At 74.8% G+C, this 16,869-nt stretch carries 13 protein-coding genes; 10 read left to right on the top strand and 3 right to left on the bottom strand.

Annotated elements, in window-relative coordinates; translation table 11 throughout:
- Position 1: 1 nt before the first annotated feature.
- Positions 2-1,237 (bottom strand): sensor histidine kinase, encoded by a 1,236-nt coding sequence (locus QWJ13_RS11185; protein ID WP_316523072.1) that lies wholly within the window; start codon positions 1,235-1,237, stop codon positions 2-4.
- 149 nt (positions 1,238-1,386) lie between these two features.
- On the opposite strand from QWJ13_RS11185, the gene QWJ13_RS11190 reads away from it, so the two are divergent.
- Positions 1,387-2,403: an SAM-dependent methyltransferase gene (locus QWJ13_RS11190; protein ID WP_316523074.1), complete on the top strand. Its 1,017-nt coding sequence runs from the start codon at positions 1,387-1,389 to the stop codon at positions 2,401-2,403.
- Positions 2,400-3,569, top strand: a complete 1,170-nt coding sequence (locus QWJ13_RS11195; RefSeq protein ID WP_316523077.1) for an NADH-quinone oxidoreductase subunit D — start codon at positions 2,400-2,402, stop codon at positions 3,567-3,569. Before QWJ13_RS11190 ends, QWJ13_RS11195 begins: the two co-directional genes overlap by 4 nt.
- A gap of 1 nt (position 3,570) precedes the next feature.
- On the opposite strand, the gene QWJ13_RS11200 is transcribed toward QWJ13_RS11195, so the two are convergent.
- Entirely contained in the window at positions 3,571-4,482 is a 912-nt protein-coding gene (locus QWJ13_RS11200) for a DUF3109 family protein (RefSeq protein ID WP_432277482.1), read from the bottom strand.
- A gap of 331 nt (positions 4,483-4,813) precedes the next feature.
- On the opposite strand from QWJ13_RS11200, the gene QWJ13_RS11205 reads away from it, so the two are divergent.
- The 8 genes from QWJ13_RS11205 (at position 4,814) to QWJ13_RS11240 (ending at position 16,356) form a co-directional block, all read left to right on the top strand.
- On the top strand, positions 4,814-5,233 hold the full coding sequence (locus QWJ13_RS11205; RefSeq protein ID WP_316523078.1) for a hypothetical protein: 420 nt from the start codon (positions 4,814-4,816) through the stop codon (positions 5,231-5,233).
- A 26-nt stretch (positions 5,234-5,259) separates the two neighbouring features.
- Positions 5,260-8,019 carry a toxin glutamine deamidase domain-containing protein gene (locus QWJ13_RS11210; RefSeq protein ID WP_316523080.1) on the top strand — a complete coding sequence of 920 codons (2,760 nt, stop codon included), beginning with the start codon at positions 5,260-5,262 and terminating at the stop codon, positions 8,017-8,019.
- A gap of 1,128 nt (positions 8,020-9,147) precedes the next feature.
- The gene (locus QWJ13_RS11215; RefSeq protein WP_489753395.1) at positions 9,148-10,419 is read left to right on the top strand and encodes an SUKH-4 family immunity protein; all 1,272 of its coding nucleotides are present in this window, start codon (positions 9,148-9,150) and stop codon (positions 10,417-10,419) included.
- Between the two features lie 93 nt (positions 10,420-10,512).
- Positions 10,513-11,475 (top strand): Ppx/GppA family phosphatase, encoded by a 963-nt coding sequence (locus QWJ13_RS11220; RefSeq protein ID WP_316523084.1) that lies wholly within the window; start codon positions 10,513-10,515, stop codon positions 11,473-11,475.
- 543 nt (positions 11,476-12,018) lie between these two features.
- Positions 12,019-12,822, top strand: a complete 804-nt coding sequence (locus tag QWJ13_RS11225) for a sugar phosphate isomerase/epimerase family protein (protein ID WP_316523993.1) — start codon at positions 12,019-12,021, stop codon at positions 12,820-12,822.
- Positions 12,823-12,881: 59 nt separating this feature from the next.
- The gene (locus QWJ13_RS11230) at positions 12,882-13,718 is read left to right on the top strand and encodes a class I SAM-dependent methyltransferase (RefSeq protein ID WP_316523087.1); all 837 of its coding nucleotides are present in this window, start codon (positions 12,882-12,884) and stop codon (positions 13,716-13,718) included.
- A 124-nt stretch (positions 13,719-13,842) separates the two neighbouring features.
- On the top strand, positions 13,843-15,687 hold the full coding sequence (ilvD, locus tag QWJ13_RS11235) for a dihydroxy-acid dehydratase (protein ID WP_316523090.1): 1,845 nt from the start codon (positions 13,843-13,845) through the stop codon (positions 15,685-15,687).
- 138 nt (positions 15,688-15,825) lie between these two features.
- Entirely contained in the window at positions 15,826-16,356 is a 531-nt protein-coding gene (locus QWJ13_RS11240; protein WP_316523091.1) for an EamA/RhaT family transporter, read from the top strand.
- Between the two features lie 23 nt (positions 16,357-16,379).
- Here the strand turns inward: QWJ13_RS11240 and QWJ13_RS11245 are convergent, their stop codons facing one another.
- Entirely contained in the window at positions 16,380-16,829 is a 450-nt protein-coding gene (locus QWJ13_RS11245; protein WP_316523093.1) for a hypothetical protein, read from the bottom strand.
- Positions 16,830-16,869: the final 40 nt, after the last annotated feature.

Below are 16,869 nucleotides of genomic sequence, written 5' to 3' on the forward strand. Positions count from 1 at the left end.
GCTAGTGGGCCGCCTTGAGCGGCAGGACGGCGCGGATCCGGAAGCCGCCGCCGGGGCGGGGGCCCACGTCGAGGCTGCCGCTGACCATGCCGACCCGCTCGCGCATGCCGATCAGGCCGTGGCCGAGGCCGTCCGCGCCGCCGGCGGTCAGGTACTCGTCGGTGCTGCCGCGCCCGTCGTCCTCCACCAGGACGGCCAGCTCGCGCTCCCCGAAGTCGACCGCGACCCGGGCGTGCACATCGGGGCCGCCGTGCTTGCGGACGTTGGTGAGCGCCTCCTGGACGATCCGGTAGACGGTCAGCTCGACGCCGCGCGGCAGCTCGCGCGGGTGCCCGGAGGTGGCGTAGTCGACGTCGAGCCCGGCGGTGCGGACCTGCTCCAGCAGCTCCGGCAGCTCCTCGACGCCGGGCTGCGGCACGTACTCGTCGGCCTTGGTGTCGGCGGTGCGCAGCACGCCCAGCAGGCGGCGCATCTCGACCAGCGCCTGGCGGCCGGTGGAGGCGATGGTGCCGAGCGCCTCCTTCGCCTGCTGCGGGGAGTTGTCCAGGACGTACGCGGCGCCGTCGGCCTGGACGATCATCACCGAGACGTTGTGCGCGACCACGTCGTGCAGCTCGCGGGCGATCCGGGCCCGCTCGGCGGCGACCGCCACCTTGGACTGGGCGTCGCGCTCGCGCTCCAGCCGGGCGGCGCGGTCCTCCAGCTCGGTCAGGTAGGCGCGGCGCACCCTGGTCAGCCGGCCCCAGGCCCAGCAGAGGATGAACGGCGTGCTCATCAGCAGCGTCATCAGCACGGCCTGGCCGAAGGTGTACGGGGTGGTGTGGACGTCGCCGGACCCGCTGTCGAAGACCGTCCTCATCGGCTTCAGCTGCCAGAACACCAGCGGACCGGAGGCCAGGCCGGCCGCCAGCGCCAGCCGGGAGGTCCACTTCCGGCCGAAGGCGGCGCCGGTGTACGCGAAGACCAGGTAGGCGACCGAGGAGCCGCCCGGGACGATGTCCGCGAGGACCTGGCCGACGCCGATGGCGGTCGCGGCGGCCACCGTGGCGTCGGGGTAGCGTCGCCGGAAGACCATCAGCAGCGGCAGCAGCACCGCGATCACGATCGTGGCGCCCAGGCGCCAGTCGTCGTAGGGGTCGGCCTCGTTCGGCACCAGGCCGACGAACAGCACCACCACCGCCCAGGCGGCGTCGACCACCATGGGGTGACGGCGGAGCCAGGCGTTGAGTCGATGCACGTGTCCAGCGTAGGCAGTCGCTTCGCATGCCCATGTCCGCCGGGAGGGCGATCCGCCCTACTCCGTAGGTCGGAGACGAACCCGACCCGCGCCGGGGAGCCGGGCGCCGATTGGGAGGGCCTTTCCGCGGCCGGGTAGCGTCCCGCCCCATGACTTGGATGCGGTGGGCGCCCGCCATGGAGCAGGCCCTGTACGACCCGGCGCGCGGCTTCTACCGCAGGCCGGAGGGCCCGGCCGGGCACTTCCGCACCTCGGTGCACGCCTCGCCCAGGTTCGCCCGTGCGGTGGCCCGGCTGCTGCTGGAGGTTGACGAGGCCCTCGGCCGTCCGGAGGAGCTGGCCCTGGTCGACATGGGGGCCGGGCGGGGGGAGCTGCTGGCCGGCGTCCTGGCCGAGCTGCCCGCGCCGGTGCTGGCCCGGCTGCGTCCGTACGGCGTGGAGATCGCGGAGCGTCCGGCCGGACTGCCGTCCACAGCCCTGTGGACGGACGAGCCGCCGCGCGGCGTGACCGGGCTGCTGTTCGCCAACGAGTGGCTGGACAACGTGCCGCTGGACGCCGGGGAGGTGGACGAGGACGGGGTGCTGCGCTACGTCGAGGTGGACACCGCGACCGGTGAGGAGCGCCTCGGCGAGCCGGTGTCGGCGGCCGACGCGGCCTGGGCCGAGCGCTGGTGGCCGGTCACGGAGCCCGGCGAGGCGGTGGAGTTCGGCGGCCCCCGGGACACCGCCTGGGCGCGGGCCGTCGCCGGGCTGGAGCGCGGCCTGGCCGTCGCCGTCGACTACGGGCACACGGCGGGACGGCGGCCGTTCCTCGGCACCCGGGCCGGCTTCCGGGACGGCCGGGAGGTCGCGCCGGTGCCGGACGGCTCCTGCGACGTCACCGCGCACGTGGCGCTGGACTCGATCGCGGCGCCCGCCCTCCACAGCCTGTGGACGACGCAGCGGGACGCGCTGCGCGCGCTCGGGGTGAGCGGTGAGCGCCCGGCACTCGCGCTCGCCACCAGCGACCCGGCCGGATACCTGCGGGCGCTGGGCGGGGCGGGGGAGGGCGCCGAGCTGACCGACCCGGGCGGGCTGGGCGCCTTCGGGTGGCTGGTCCAGGCCGTCCGCATGCCGGAACCTGAAAGCTTGGCGGGCCTGCCGGGATGGCAGACTCTGGGGGCATGAGGGAGACCACGGTCGGCATCGGGGCGGGCGCCGAGAACTTCACCGGCACGGCGGGCACCACCGACATGGTGCTCAACATCGGCCCGCAGCACCCGGCCACGCACGGCGTGCTGCGGCTGCGGATGCTGCTCGACGGCGAGCGCATCGTCAGTGCCGAACCGGTGATCGGCTACATGCACCGGGGCGCGGAGAAGTTGTTCGAGGCCCGTGACTACCGGCAGATCATCATGCTGGCCAATCGGCACGACTGGCTCTCCGCCTTCTCCAACGAGCTCGGCGTCGTCATGGCCGTCGAACGGATGCTCGGCATGGAGGTCCCGGAGCGGGCGGTGTGGATCCGCACCCTGCTCGCCGAGCTCAACCGGGTGCTCAACCACCTGATGTTCCTCGGCTCGTACCCGCTGGAGCTCGGCGGGATCACCCCGGTCTTCCACGCCTTCAACGGCCGCGAAGACCTCCAGCACGTGCTGGAGGAGGCCTCCGGCGGCCGGATGCACTACATGTTCAACCGGGTCGGCGGCCTCAAGGAGGACCTGCCGGCCGGCTGGCTCGGCCGGGTCCGCGCCGCCGTCGCCACCGTGCGCTCCCAGCTGCCGGTCTTCGAGGACCTCGTCCTCGGCAACGAGATCTTCCGCGCCCGCACCGCCGGCGTCGGCGTCCTCACCCGGGCGCAGGCCGAGGCCTACGGCGTCAGCGGCCCGATCGCCCGCGCCAGCGGCCTCGACCTCGACCTGCGCCGCGACGAGCCGTACCTCGCGTACGGCACCGAGGAACTGCGCCGGGTGCTCACCGTCGTCACCCGCGAGGAAGGCGACTGCCTGGCCCGCTTCGAGTGCCTGCTGGAGCAGACCCTCAACTCGCTGGACCTCGCCGACGCCTGCCTCGACAAGCTCGCCGACCTGCCGCCCGGCCCGGTCAACCAGCGGCTGCCCAAGGTGCTCAAGGCACCCGAGGGCAGCACCTACGCGTGGACCGAGAACCCGCTCGGGATCAACGGGTACTACCTGGTCTCGCGCGGCGACAAGACGCCGTGGCGGCTGAAGCTCCGCTCGGCGTCCTTCAACAACATCCAGGCGCTGACCGAACTGCTGCCGGGGACGCTGGTCGCGGACATGGTCGCGATCCTCGGGTCGATGTTCTTCGTGGTCGGGGACATCGACAAGTAGGTCACTTCTTCTTGGGCCTGGCGGGGTCCCTGGGCTTGGCGGGGTCCGCGGGGTGGGGCGCCACCTTGCGGTCCCCCTTGGTGGCGATCCGCTCCTCGCAGAGCCGGGCCAGCACCTCGTACCCCGCCTTGCCCATCAGCTCGGTGAGCTCGGGGCGGTAGCTGACGTACACCGGCTCCGCGCCCTGGTGGGCCGCCGGGGCGCCGGTGCACCACCAGTGCAGGTCGTGGCCGCCCGGGCCCCAGCCTCGGCGGTCGTACTCGCCGATCGAGACCTGGAGGTAGCGGGTGTCGTCGGGGCGGTCGATCCAGTCGTAGGTACGGCGGATCGGCAGCTGCCAGCAGACGTCCGGCTTGGTCTCCAGCGGCTCGCGGCCCTCCTTGAGCGCCAGCGCGTGCAGGGCGCAGCCGGCGCCGCCCGCGAAGTCCGGGCTGTTCACGAAGATGCAGGCGCCGTTGACCCGGCGGGTCTGGCGGTCGCCGTCCTCGTCCAGCATGGTGATGCCGCCGTCTGCGACGATCCGGCCCTTGGCGTCGGTGCCCTCGGCGAAGTTCTCCCACAGCTCGGGGGTCAGCCGGGTCGCGTGCGAGCGGACGCGCTTCTCGTCGTCCTCGTCCGAGTAGTGCGCGCCCAGCGTGCAGCAGCCGTCCGACTCGCCGCGGCCCTCGCGGATGCCGTGGCAGCCCTGGCCGAAGACGCAGGACCAGCGGGAGGTCAGCCAGGTGAGGTCGCAGCGGAAGACCTGCTCCTCGTCGTCGGGGTCGGCGAATTCGACCCAGGCGCGGGGGAAGTCGAGCGGGACCTCGTCGCGCGGGATCTCGCGGCGCAGGGTCGGCATCGCGAGGTCGACGGGGGCGGGGGAGGCCTTGGGCTTCGCCTTGGCCTTCTTCTTGGACGTTTCTGCTGGTGCCACCTGGCAAGGGTAGAGCTTTCGGGTGCGGTGGCGCGGTGGCGGGACCGGTGCCGATCCCCTTGGTTGCCGCTGGGTGCCCTCGGCCGCTGCCGCTGCTTCCTTCCGCTGTCCTTCTGGCGAGTGCCTCGCCCTCTGCCGCCCCGCCCGCTGTCCGCCGGGTGCGCCGCCCTCTGCCGCCTTCCCTTCCTTCTGCCACCCCGCAGGGGTGAAGGCGGGGTGAAGAGGTCCGGCGGGCCCTGCGGCCGCGGGCCGGGGCGTGCCTAGGATGGCGGCCGGTTCGGCACGGGTCCGCGGTGGGCCCGCCGCTGGTCCGCGACGGGGAGGTACGGGGATGGCAGGCGGCAGCACCGGGGCATCCGGCCGCGCGACTGGGGAGTTCGTCCTCAAGCCGTGGGAACTGCACGGCGAGGGGCGGGAGTTCGAGCGGATCGGCGGCGAACTGGCGAAGGCCGTCACCGCCCTGGAGCAGGGCCTCGCCGCCCTCGGCGCCCCCTGGGGGGCGGATCAGCCGGGCAGTGGCTTCGCCGCCGCCTATGGGCCCGCGCGCGGTGAACTCGTCGGCGGGCTGCGGGAGTTGGCCGGGCAGGTGACCGATGTCGGGACCGGCCTGCATACGATGGCCGCGCGGACGGCGGACACGGACACCTCGGCGGCGAAGGGGTTCGGGGCGACGGCGGTGCCGACGGTCTCCTCGGGCTCGTCGGCAACCCCGGGGGCGGCGCCCGTCGTCCCCAAGGACATGTCGGTCTGACGGACCAGGCTCGAAGGGGGAAGCGCGTGTCCCGGAAACTGCCCGAGGAACTGGTCCCGGTGCTGGCCCGGACCGGCCGGCTGTGGCCGCAGGCCGACGAGGAGGGGCTGCGCAAGGCGGCCGGCGTCTGGCGCGAGTTCGGCACGGAGGCCGACCGGCTCACCCGCCGCTGCGGCGAGTCCGTCCGACGCGTCACCGCCGACAACTCCGGCCACGCGGTCGAGGCCTTCGGCGCGTACTGGCAGGGCTTCAGCGGCGGCGGCAAGGGCCACCTGGACGACGCGCACAGCGCGGTCGGGCTGGTCGCCGGGGCCTTCGACACCGCCGCGCAGGCCGTGGACACCTGCAAGGCCGAGATCATCGCGACCCTGCGGCAGCTGGCCGCCGAGCTCAAGCAGGCCGAGGAACTGGCGGCCAAGGCCAAGGAGGAGGCCGGCCGGGTCGCCGCGGCGGCCGACGGCGAGCGGGCGAACGGCGGGGTGGTCGGCGGACTGGAGAAGGCCGTCGGCGGCTTCGCGTCCGCGGTGAAGAACACCGCCACCGAGCAGGTCGCGGCGGGCATGGCGGCCGTCGCCGTCGAGGTCGCCGCGCTGAAGATCGGCGGGCTGCTCACCGAACTGGGCCGCGCCATGAAGGACGCCCTGACCGGGGTGCTCAAGGAGCCGGCCGCCGTCGCCCTGCTGAAGCTCGGCGCCGGGCAGGGGGCGGGGATCACCGCCGCCTCGTACCGCACCGGGGCGTTCGACCCGCTCGCCGCCGGGCTGCCCGCCGCCCTCGCCGAACCCGGGGTGCTCGGCGCGGACGGCTCCGGGCTGGTGCTGCTCGCCGGGAAGGACGGCAAGCCGCTGGTCGGCGTGCCGGGGCTGACGGTCCAGGTGGACGGGCACGGCAAGCCCGTCCTCGGCCCGGACGGGCAGCCGGTCATCCTGCGCGCGGACGGCAAGCCCGTCGCCGACGCCTCCGGGCTGCTGGTCGTCCAGGGGCCGGACGGGAAGCCGGTGGTCGGGGTGGCGGACCTGGCCGTCCGGCTGGACGAGCACGGGCAGCCGGTGCTCACCGACGGGGACGGCAAGGCGCTCCGCGGGGTGCCGCTCGCCGGGCTGCCGCGGGATGCCGACACACCGGCCGCGGGGGAGGGGCCCGACCGGACATCGGACCCGAAGACGCCGGGCGTGGTGACGGTGGCCTCGGCCGGGGTGGCTCCGGGCGTGGTGGCTCCGGGCGTGGCGGCTTCGGTCGGGGTGGCTTCGGTCGGGGTGGCGGACCCGGGGGTGGCCGTCGGCGGGCCGGATACGGCTTCCGGGTCCTCGTACGTGACCGCCGGTGCCCCGTCGGGGCAGCACAAGACGTCGGGCGGTGGCGGTGGCGGCGGCGGTGGCTGGGCGCCGCCGGCCCGGGACGACGGCCCGCCGGTGCGGTCCGCCGCCGCGCCGGCCCGCCAGAGCAGCGGGTCGGCGGGCTGGTCGGACGGGGACTACCCGCTCCAGGCCCCCGCGGCCTCCCCTTCCTCCTCGCCCGCTTCGTCGCACGGCGGCGGCCAGCCGGTGACCGTGCGAACGGACTCGGTGAGCGCGCCGGTCGCGCCCGCCGTCACCGCGCCGTCCGTCGGTGGGCCCGCCGCGCAGGGGCCCGCGCCGGAGACCCCGGCGACGGTCCGACCGGTCGGGGTGCCGGGGCAGTTCGGCACCCCGGCGTACGGCGGCGGCGGGTACCAGGTGGCCGGGCCGGCCGGAGCGGTCGGGCCGGTCGGTTCCGTCGGACCCGGGCCGCTGGCGGGCACCGGCGGCGGGCCCGCGAACGTGGCGGCGCCGTTCGGCAGCGGCGTCGGGGCCGGTGCTTCCGGCGGTGTGGTCGGCGGCGGGCCGCAGCCCGGTGCGGAGGCCCGGCCCGGGACACCGGCGGTCCGCGCCCCGGTCGGCGCCGCGCCGAACCCGGTCGTCGGACCGCCGCCCGGCCACGGCGCACCGCCGCCTCCGGCCGTACCCCCGATCGTCGGGACCACCCCGGTGATCGGCCGCCCCGAAGCGCACCCGGCGGAGGCCCGGCGGCGGGAGACCGCGGCGGGCGTCGCCGACCCGACCCTCGCCTGGGGCGCCGTCCCGGTCGCGACCGCCCACGCGATGGCCCTCCAACTCGCCCTCCGGGCACGGCGCGGAGTCCAGCCGGACGACCAGGCGACCCGGCCGCGGAGCATCGCCGACAGCCGTCCGTACGGCCTGCCGGGCGGGCTCGCCCCGGTCGACCCGGAGCACCAGGCCGAACTCGAACGCCGAGCCCCCCGGGACGAGGACGGCCTGCCGGTCCGCCACCCCGACCCGGCCGCCGGAGGCTGGGCGGAAGCGGTCAACGACGGCGGCTACCGCGAACCGGGCCGGGCCAACAACAGCCTGGAGATCGCCCTCTCCGCGGTCGAGTGCTACACCGGCCGCCCCACCTGCGCGGCCCCGCGCATCCCCACCGAGGGCGACGCCGGCGAGCGCGGCGGCCGCGACCGCGCCGAACGCGAACTCGGCGCCCCCTTCCGGGACCTGGGCGACGGCGGCCGGGCCTTCGACCGCCTCGCCGACGACCTCCGCCGCGCCGGCCACGGCTCCCAGGCGGTGCTCCTCACCCTCGACGCCTACGGCCGCCCGCACGCCTGGAACGCCGTCAACCACCAGGACACCGTCACCTACCTCGACCACCAACTCGCCCGCCAGGCCCCCACCCCCCTCCACCCCGCCACCCACGGCCTCTGGGCCATCGCCCTCACTCCCGAGGGCCGCCCCCTCACCCCCGCCGCCTGACCACACAAGCCCGCCTCCCCACGCCCGAACCCCCCCACCTCCCTCCACCCCGCCACCCACGGCCGTCGTCACACCCCCCGCACGGGAAGTCGGCGGGCCCGACTTCCCGCGCCCGAGCACCCGTTCTTCCATCCAGCCACCCGCGGTCGTCGTCGCCCCCTGCACAGGAAGTCGGCGGGCCCGACTTCTCGCGTCGAGGCCTTCGCCCTCTTCCACCCCGCCACCCGCGGCCCTTGGGCGGTCGCCGTCACCCCCGAGCGCTGGAAGTCGGCGGGCCCGACTTCTCGCGTACAGGCCCTCACCTCCTTCCGGCCCACCACCCACGGTCGTCGTTGCACCCCCTGCACGAGAAGTCGGCGGGCCCGACTTCCCGTGCGGGGAGGAGGCGTCCGACAGGGTGGTGGCTTGGGGTTGGCGTAGGAAGTCGGCCAGGCCGACTTCTCGTGCATGAGCCCTTATCTCTTCCACCCGGCCACCCGCGGCCCTTGAGCGGTTGTCGTCGCCCCCGTGCGCTGGAAGTCGGCGGGCCCGACTTCTCGTGTTCGGGCCTTCACTCCTTTCGCCCTGCCACTCGCGATCTTTGGCGGTCGTCCCCGCCCGTGCTGCATGGCCCGCACGGGCCGCGCTGGAAGTCGGTGGCGCCGACTTTTCGCACAGCGAGGGCGTTGGCGTAGGAAGTCGGCCAGGTCGACTTCCTGCGTGGCTCGGCGCCGGTTTCCAGGCGGGGGAGTCGGCAGGTCAGCGCATATCTCTCGGGCGGGAGCGGGCGAAGGCGGCACAGGAAGTCGGGCGGGCCGACTTCCTGTGCCGGGAGGGGGACGCGGCGCCGTAGGGGGCGCGAGAAGTCGGGCTGGTCGACTTCCCATGCGCGGGGATGGGCGCTCGGCAGGTATGGCCTGGGGGTTCGCGCAGGAAGTCGGGCGGGCCGACTTCCTGCGCGCATGCGAGGTGGAGGTGGGGGTTCGGGTGTGGGGCCTTGTCTCCCCGCGCGGGGAGGAGGCGTGTGGCAGGTAGGGCGTGGTTGTTGTGCGGGGAGTCGGGCCCGCCGAATTCCCGCGTGTGGGGGCGTAGGGTCGCGGGCGGGAGCGGACGGGAGGGGTGGGCCGGGTGGTTTCGCGGGCGCGGGCGGTGGAGGCGGGGCACCGGTGGATCAATGGGGATCTGCCGCAGGGGGCAGGGGCGGTGCGGCGGGTGTGCACCCATGAGTTCGAGCTCGGGTGGGTGGTGTGGGCGGAGCCCGCTCGGGCGGTGGTGGACCCGCTGACGGGGGAGCGGCGGGCACCCGAGGAGGTGGGGGCGGCCTGCGCGGTGGTGGACCGGGAGAGCGGACGGTTCACGGTGTGGCCCTCGGTGCCGGTGGACGAAGTGGTCGGGCTGTACCGGGACTTCGTCGGCGCCGGCGGCCACGACCCGACCCGCCCGCCGGCGACCGGCCGGGGCGCCCGGGCCGAGCTGACCTACCGGGACGGCACCGGTGAGCAGCGGTCGCTGGCCCTGCGTTCGGCGGTGGGCCTCCCGCACCCGGCGCTGCGCGGCTGGTGGTGGCTGCGCGAGCAGGGCGTCGCCCCCGAGGACGTGCTGGCCGTCCGGACCGACCTGCGGCTGAGCGCCCTGCCCGGCGGCTACTGGTCGTACGCGCTGGCCGCCGAACTCCCGTACGTGCGGATCGACTTCGAGCTCCCGTACGGCCCCCGCTTCGACCACCGCGCCGCCGCCGTACGGGCGCTGCCCGCGCCGCCGGACGGTCCGGCCCGCAACCGGGTGCCGTTTCCCCGCGCGGCGCGCCCCGAGCCCCAGGAGCCCGACGCGGCGCTCGCCGCCCGGCTGGTGGCGCGGTTCGGCCCGGCGGGCGTGCGGCGCTTCGACCCGGCGGACGTCGTCCGCGCCGAACTGCCCGGCGACGCGGCCGCGCTGCTGCTGGCGGTGGGCGTGCCGGTGGCCGTGCCGGGGTTCTTCGCCCTGCACCACCCGGGCACCGAGGCGATCGCCGACGGCACCCGCCAGGGCACCGTGCTGCCCCCGCTCGCCGCGCACCTGGCCGAGCTGGGCCGCGGTACCCGGGTCGCCGAGCGCGAGCGTCTGGCGCTCGCCGGTCGGCTGGTGCTGGGGACGGACGGCTGGTCGCTGCTGGTCCTCGACCCGGCCGACGGTGCCGTCCGCGCGGTGGACCCGGACTACGCGACCGCCCGCCACTGCAACGCGGGCCTGCGCGCCTTCGTACGCTGCCTGGAGGTGTTCGCCGGCTGGTGGCCCACGCTGCGCGGGCTCGACCCGGTGGCCGCGGGCGCGGCGGTGGACGCGCTGCAACGCGCCTTGGCGGAGGTGGACGGCACGGTCTTCGACGACCCGGAGAACTGGTGGGCGGTCATCGTGGAGCAGCTGTGGGACGGCCTCCTCTAGACCGCGCCGACGGACCGACCCGACCGCCCGGACCAGCGCGAATACCGCCGCACCCCCTCTCACCGGTGCCCGCATCGCGTAGCGTGGAGATTTATGCGACTCGGTGTGCTCGACGTAGGTTCCAACACGGTCCACTTCCTCGTGGTGGATGCCCATCCGGGCGCTGCCCCGCTGCCCGCGTACTCGCACAAGGCCGAGCTGCGCCTGGCCGAGCTGCTGGAGCCGGACGGTTCGATCAGCGAGATCGGCATCGAGCGCCTGATCGGCCACATCCTCTCCTCGCTGCGGGTTGCCGAGGACAAGGGCGTCGTCGACATCCTCCCGTTCGCCACCTCCGCCGTGCGCGAGGCCGCCAACGGCGAGGAGGTGCTGCGCCGGGTGGCCGCCGAGACCGGCGTCGAGCTGCGCGTGCTGTCCGGACAGGACGAGGCCCGGCTCACCTTCCTGGCCGTCCGCCGCTGGTTCGGCTGGTCCTCGGGTCGGCTGCTCAACCTGGACATCGGCGGCGGCTCGCTGGAGATCGCCTGCGGCCTGGACGAGCAGCCGGACGTCGCCTGCTCGCTGCCGCTGGGCGCCGGCCGGCTGACCGCCCGCTGGCTGCCCGGTGACGTCGCCCAGCCGGACGGGCTGCGCGAGCTGAGACGCCACATCCGCGCCGAGCTGGCCACCGTGGTCGGCGAGATCACCCGGCTCGGCGTGCCGCGGCACGCGGTCGCCACTTCCAAGACCTTCAAGCAGCTGGCCCGGATGACCGGCGCCGCCCCCGCCGACGCTGGCCCGTACACCGACCGCCGGCTCACCCGCAGCGGGCTGGCCGCCTGGCTGCCCCGGCTGTCCGGGATGACCGTCGCCGAGCGCTCGCGGATTCCCGGCGTGTCCGAGGGCCGGGCCAAGCAGCTGCTGGCCGGTGCGCTGGTGGCCGACGCCGCGATGGACCTGTTCGGCCTGGAGGAGCTGGACGTCTGCCCGTGGGCGTTGCGCGAGGGCATCATCCTGCGCCGCCTGGACGCGATGGACAGCCCCACCGACCGCCGCCGCCCGGCGCTCACCCCGTAACCGGTGACCCGGGCGGTCCGGGGCAACGTGCCGATGGTCACTGCGCCGGGCATCCCGCCCCGTCCGGAGCGCGATCCGCTTACGCTGTCTCCCGTGGTGCAACCAGCGGGCGAGGACGGAACGCAGGACGACCGCGCTCCCGGGAACGGGCGGACGCGGTCGGACGGCCCGCGCCGCCGGCTCGGCAAGACGGTCGCGGGCGCCACCGCCGCCCAGGCCGCCAAGCAGGCCGCGAAGGCCGTCAAGGCGGCCCAGAGCGCGGCGAAGAAGACCACCACCGCGAAGAAGGCCGCACCGAAGAAGGCCGCCGCGAAGAAGCCCGCCCCCAAGGAACCCCGGGAGACCAGGGAGACCAGGGAGACCAAGAAGCCCCGGGAGACCGGGGAGCCCCAGGAGCCCCGCGAGACCCGCACCGCCCGGGCCGCCGGCGCCGCCAAGGCCGCCGTCCAGTCCGTCCGCTCGGTCAAGGCCGCCAAGCGCGACGCCGCCCGCCCGCCGCTGCTGCGCACCACCGACCGGCTGGTGCTGCCCCCGCACCCGGCCCTGCACATCCCCGACACCAAGGTGGTGCTGTCCACCGCCTCGGTGTACCCGGCCACCACCGCCGTCGCCTTCGAACTGGCCGCCAAGCTCGGCTACGACGGGGTCGAGGTGATGGTCTGGAACGACCCCGTCAGCCAGGACATCGACGCCCTGCGCCGGCTCTCCGACGCCCACCGGATGCCGATCCTGGCCGTGCACGCGCCCTGCCTGCTGATCACCCAGCGGGTGTGGACCACCGACCCGTGGACCAAGCTGGTCCGGGCCCGGGCGGCGGCCGAGAAGCTCGGCGCGAGCGCCGTCGTCGTCCACCCGCCGTTCCGCTGGCAGCGCCAGTACGCCCGGGAGTTCGTCGAGGGCATCAACCGGATGGCGGGCGAGACCGACGTCCGCTTCGCCGTCGAGAACATGTACCCGTGGCGCTACAAGGACCGCGAGATGCTCGCGTACGCGCCCGGCTGGGACGTCACCGACGAGGAGTACCGGCACTTCACCATCGACCTCTCGCACGCCGCCACCTCCCGGATCGACACCTTCGCCATGGTCGAGCGGATGGGCGACCGGCTCGCCCACGTCCACTTGGCCGACGGCAGCGGCTCCGGCAAGGACGAGCACCTGATCCCGGGCCGTGGCAAGCAGCCCTGCGCCGAGCTGCTGGAGCACCTCGCCCGCACCGGTTTCGACGGCCACGTGGTGCTGGAGGTCAACACCCGCCGCTCGTCGTCCCCCGCCGAACGCGAGGCCGATCTGGCCGAGGCCCTCGCCTTCACCCGCTTGCACCTGGCGACGCCCTCGCGCGTGCGCTGAGCCCGTAGGCTGGGCGGTCGGGCCGGACCGGGCACGAACCCTATCGAGGGGGCTTGGTGATGCAGAATCAGGCACGGGACCAGCAGGACCAGCAGGACCAGCAGGACCAGCGGGACCGGAAGTTCAGCGAACTCCGCGACTTCCGCGAGCTGGCCGGCAGCTTCGGCTCGGTGGCCGCCGAGTACGACCGCGGCCGCCCCGGCTACCCGGAGGAGCTGTTCGACGACCTGGAGCGGCTCTGGGGCCACCCGCTCGGCGGCGCCCGGGTCCTGGACGTCGGCGCCGGCACCGGCATCGCCACCCGCCTGCTGGCCGCCCGCGGCGCGGACGTGATCGCCGTCGAGCCCTCGGCCGGGATGGCCGCGCGGTTCAGGGCCGTCTCGCCGCACCTCCCGGTGGTCCGCGGCGGCGGCGACGAGCTGCCCTTCCACGACGGCTCCGCCGACCTCGTCACGTACGCCCAGGCCTTCCACTGGACGCGGCCGGAGCGCTCCGTCCCCGAGGCGGTCCGGGTGCTGCGGCCCGGCGGCGCCCTCGCCACCTGGTGGAACCTCTTCGACGAGACGGTCCCGTGGGTGCGCGCCCGGGACAAGCGGCTGTCGGCCGCGCTGGCCGGCCGCTACCACGGCTACGGCCGGGTGGCCGAGCTGACCGCCCCCTTCGCCGCCGCCGGGCTGGCCGTCCACCGCGCCGTGCTGCGCTGGCAGCGGCGGGCGCCCGTCGACCAGGTGGTGGACAACCTCACCTCGCGCTCCTTCTTCGCCTCGCTGCCGCCCGAGCGGCGGGACCCCCTGCTGGCCACCGAGCGCGCCTTGCTGCTGGCCGAGTTCCCGGACGGCCAGGTGGTCGAGCCGTACGTCCTCGACCTCACCGTGGCCGTCAAGCCGGGCTGCTGACGCTGCCCGCATCGCGGACGGGCCGTCCGCCGACCGGACGGCGGGCGTAGGCTCGGTACCCACAGCGGCCCCCGAACCCTCCAGCAGCGGGGTGCCCGCGAGAGCCCCGAAGGAGTGGAGCACAGTGCCCGAGCTGAGGTCCCGTACGGTCACCCACGGTCGCAACATGGCAGGCGCCCGGGCGCTTCTCCGGGCGGCCGGCGTAGCCCGCGAGGACTTCGGCAAGCCGATCATCGCGGTCGCCAACTCCTTCACCGAGTTCGTCCCGGGCCACACCCACCTCCAGCCGGTCGGCCGGATCGTCTCCGAGGCGATCAAGCAGGCGGGCGGCATCCCGCGCGAGTTCAACACCATCGCGGTGGACGACGGCATCGCGATGGGCCACGGCGGCATGCTCTACTCGCTGCCCTCGCGCGACCTGATCGCCGACTCGGTCGAGTACATGGTCAACGCGCACTGCGCCGACGCCCTGATCTGCATCTCCAACTGCGACAAGATCACCCCGGGCATGCTGATGGCCGCGCTGCGGCTGAACATCCCGACGGTCTTCGTCTCCGGCGGCCCGATGGAGGCCGGCAAGGCCACCCTGGTCGACGGCACCGTGCGCAAGCTCGACCTGGTCGACGCGATCTCCCAGGCGGTCAACGAGTCGGTCTCCGACGAGGACATCGCGATCATCGAGGAGAACGCCTGCCCGACCTGCGGCTCGTGCTCCGGCATGTTCACCGCCAACTCGATGAACTGCCTGACCGAGGCGATCGGCCTCTCGCTGCCCGGCAACGGCTCGGTGCTCGCCACCCACACCGCCCGCAAGGCGCTGTACGAGAACGCCGGCCGGACGGTCGTCGAGATCGCCAACCGCCACTACGGCCAGGACGACGCCTCCGTCCTGCCCCGCGCGATCGCCACCCGCGCCGCCTTCGAGAACGCCATGGCCCTGGACATCGCCATGGGCGGCTCGACCAACACCATCCTGCACCTGCTCGCCGCCGCCCAGGAGGCCGAGCTGGACTTCGACCAGCGGGCCATCGACGCGATCTCCCGCAAGGTGCCCTGCCTGTCCAAGGTCGCGCCGAACGGCTCGTACTACATGGAGGACGTGCACCGGGCCGGCGGCATCCCGGCGATCCTCGGCGAGCTGTACCGGGGCGGGCTGCTCAACGAGGACGTCCACACCGTGCACGCCGACTCGCTCGCCGAGTGGCTCAAGACCTGGGACGTGCGCGGCGGTTCGCCCTCCGCCGAGGCCGTCGAGCTGTGGCACGCCGCCCCCGGCTGCGTCCGCTCCGCCGAGGCCTTCTCCCAGTCCGAGCGCTGGGAGTCGCTGGACACCGACGCGGCCAAGGGCTGCATCCGCAGCGTCGAGCACGCCTACTCGGTCGAGGGCGGCCTGGCCGTGCTGTACGGCAACCTCGCCGAGGACGGCTGCATCGTGAAGACCGCCGGCGTGGACGAGTCGATCTGGACCTTCAGCGGCCCGGCCGTCGTGGTCGAGTCCCAGGAGGACGCGGTCGAGGCGATCCTCGCCAAGCGGGTCAAGGAGGGCGACGTCGTCGTCATTCGCTACGAGGGCCCCAAGGGCGGTCCGGGCATGCAGGAGATGCTCTACCCGACCTCCTTCCTCAAGGGCCGGGGCCTGGGCAAGGCCTGCGCGCTGGTCACCGACGGCCGCTTCTCCGGCGGCACCTCGGGCCTGTCCATCGGCCACGCCTCCCCGGAGGCGGCCTCCGGCGGCACCATCGCGCTGGTCGAGGACGGCGACACCATCGCCATCGACATCCCGGGCCGCCGGATCTCCCTGGAGGTCCCGGACGAGGTCCTGGCCGAGCGCCGCCGCGCCCTGGAGGCCGGCGACGGCTACCGGCCGAAGAACCGCGACCGCCAGGTCAGCCAGGCCCTGCGCGCCTACGCCGCGATGGCCACCTCCGCCGACAAGGGCGCCGTCCGCGACGTGACCAAGCTCGGCTGAGCCGGTACCGGACGGGGCCGAGCCGGCACCCGACGAGGCCGAGCCGGCACCGGATCCCGTACGGACCCGACGGAGGAGCCGTCCCACCCCTGGGACGGCTCCTCCGCCGCATCCGGCGGTCGGGTGATAATCGACGGCGTGAGCGAGCAGCCCCCCACCACCGCCCCCACTCCCGTCGGCGCCCCCGAGCCGGAGCCCATCCGCTGGTTCGGCACCAGTTGGCTGAACCGGGACAACGGCTACTGGCTGCGCCGGGTCGCCGTGTCGGTCGGCTCGCTGGTCGCGGCCGCCGCCGTGGTGCTGGTGCTGCGCTTCGGCATCGAGGGCATCGCCCTGTCCGACAGCGGCACCTTCCTCAACGGGCTGCTGACCGCCGCCATCGCGGTCTGCTCGATGATGGCCGTACGGCGCACCTGGAAGGTGCTCACCGAGGGCAAGGACCAGCTGGACGGCTGGATGGCCGAGGACAAGTCGCTCGGCGCGGTCTGGATGATCGGCGGTGCCGGCTCGCTGCTCGCGTACTTCGCCCGCAGCCTGGTCGAGGCCCCCGGCGAGGCGGTCCACCGGGCCGCCTACGAGCGGGCCGTGGCCCAGTACGAGAAGCGCCAGGCGGGCCGCAGCCGCCGGCCCGACACCAAGGCGCCGAGCCGGGGCAAGCGCAAGCGCTGACGGCGCGAGCCGAGGTCCTGGGCTCAGCCCTTGCCACGGGCCTGCTTCACCGACCCGACCACCCCGGCGACCGCCAGCAGCAGACCGGCCGGCAGCAGCGAGAGGAAGAAGGCGCCGAACAGGCCCTCGTCGCCGAGGAAGTACTGGGCCAGCGTGTTCAGCGCCAGCAGCCCGCCGGTCGCGGGGAGCGCCGACTGCCACGGATGCTCGTCCGCCCAGCGGCGCAGCCGCCGGTCGGCGGTGTCGCCGCGCAGCTGCCCGCCGACGGTGCCGACCAGGAAGAAGAAGAACAGGCCCCAGCCGGCCGGGCCGGCCAGCATGTCGAGCGCCCAGTTCCCGGTGATCGCCTCGACCCCCAGGGCGGTCGCCCCCACCACCGCACCGACCCCTGCGGCGGTCCGCCACGGACCCACGGTCGCCGAGGCGACGGCGAGTTGCCGGTTCTCACGTCGGGACATGTCGTCGTGTGCCATGGCTCCACGGTGCGCCCGCCGGAGCGCGGAGGCCATAGGG

It is taken from the genome of Kitasatospora brasiliensis (assembly GCF_032654805.1).
GTDB lineage: Bacteria > Actinomycetota > Actinomycetes > Streptomycetales > Streptomycetaceae > Kitasatospora > Kitasatospora brasiliensis.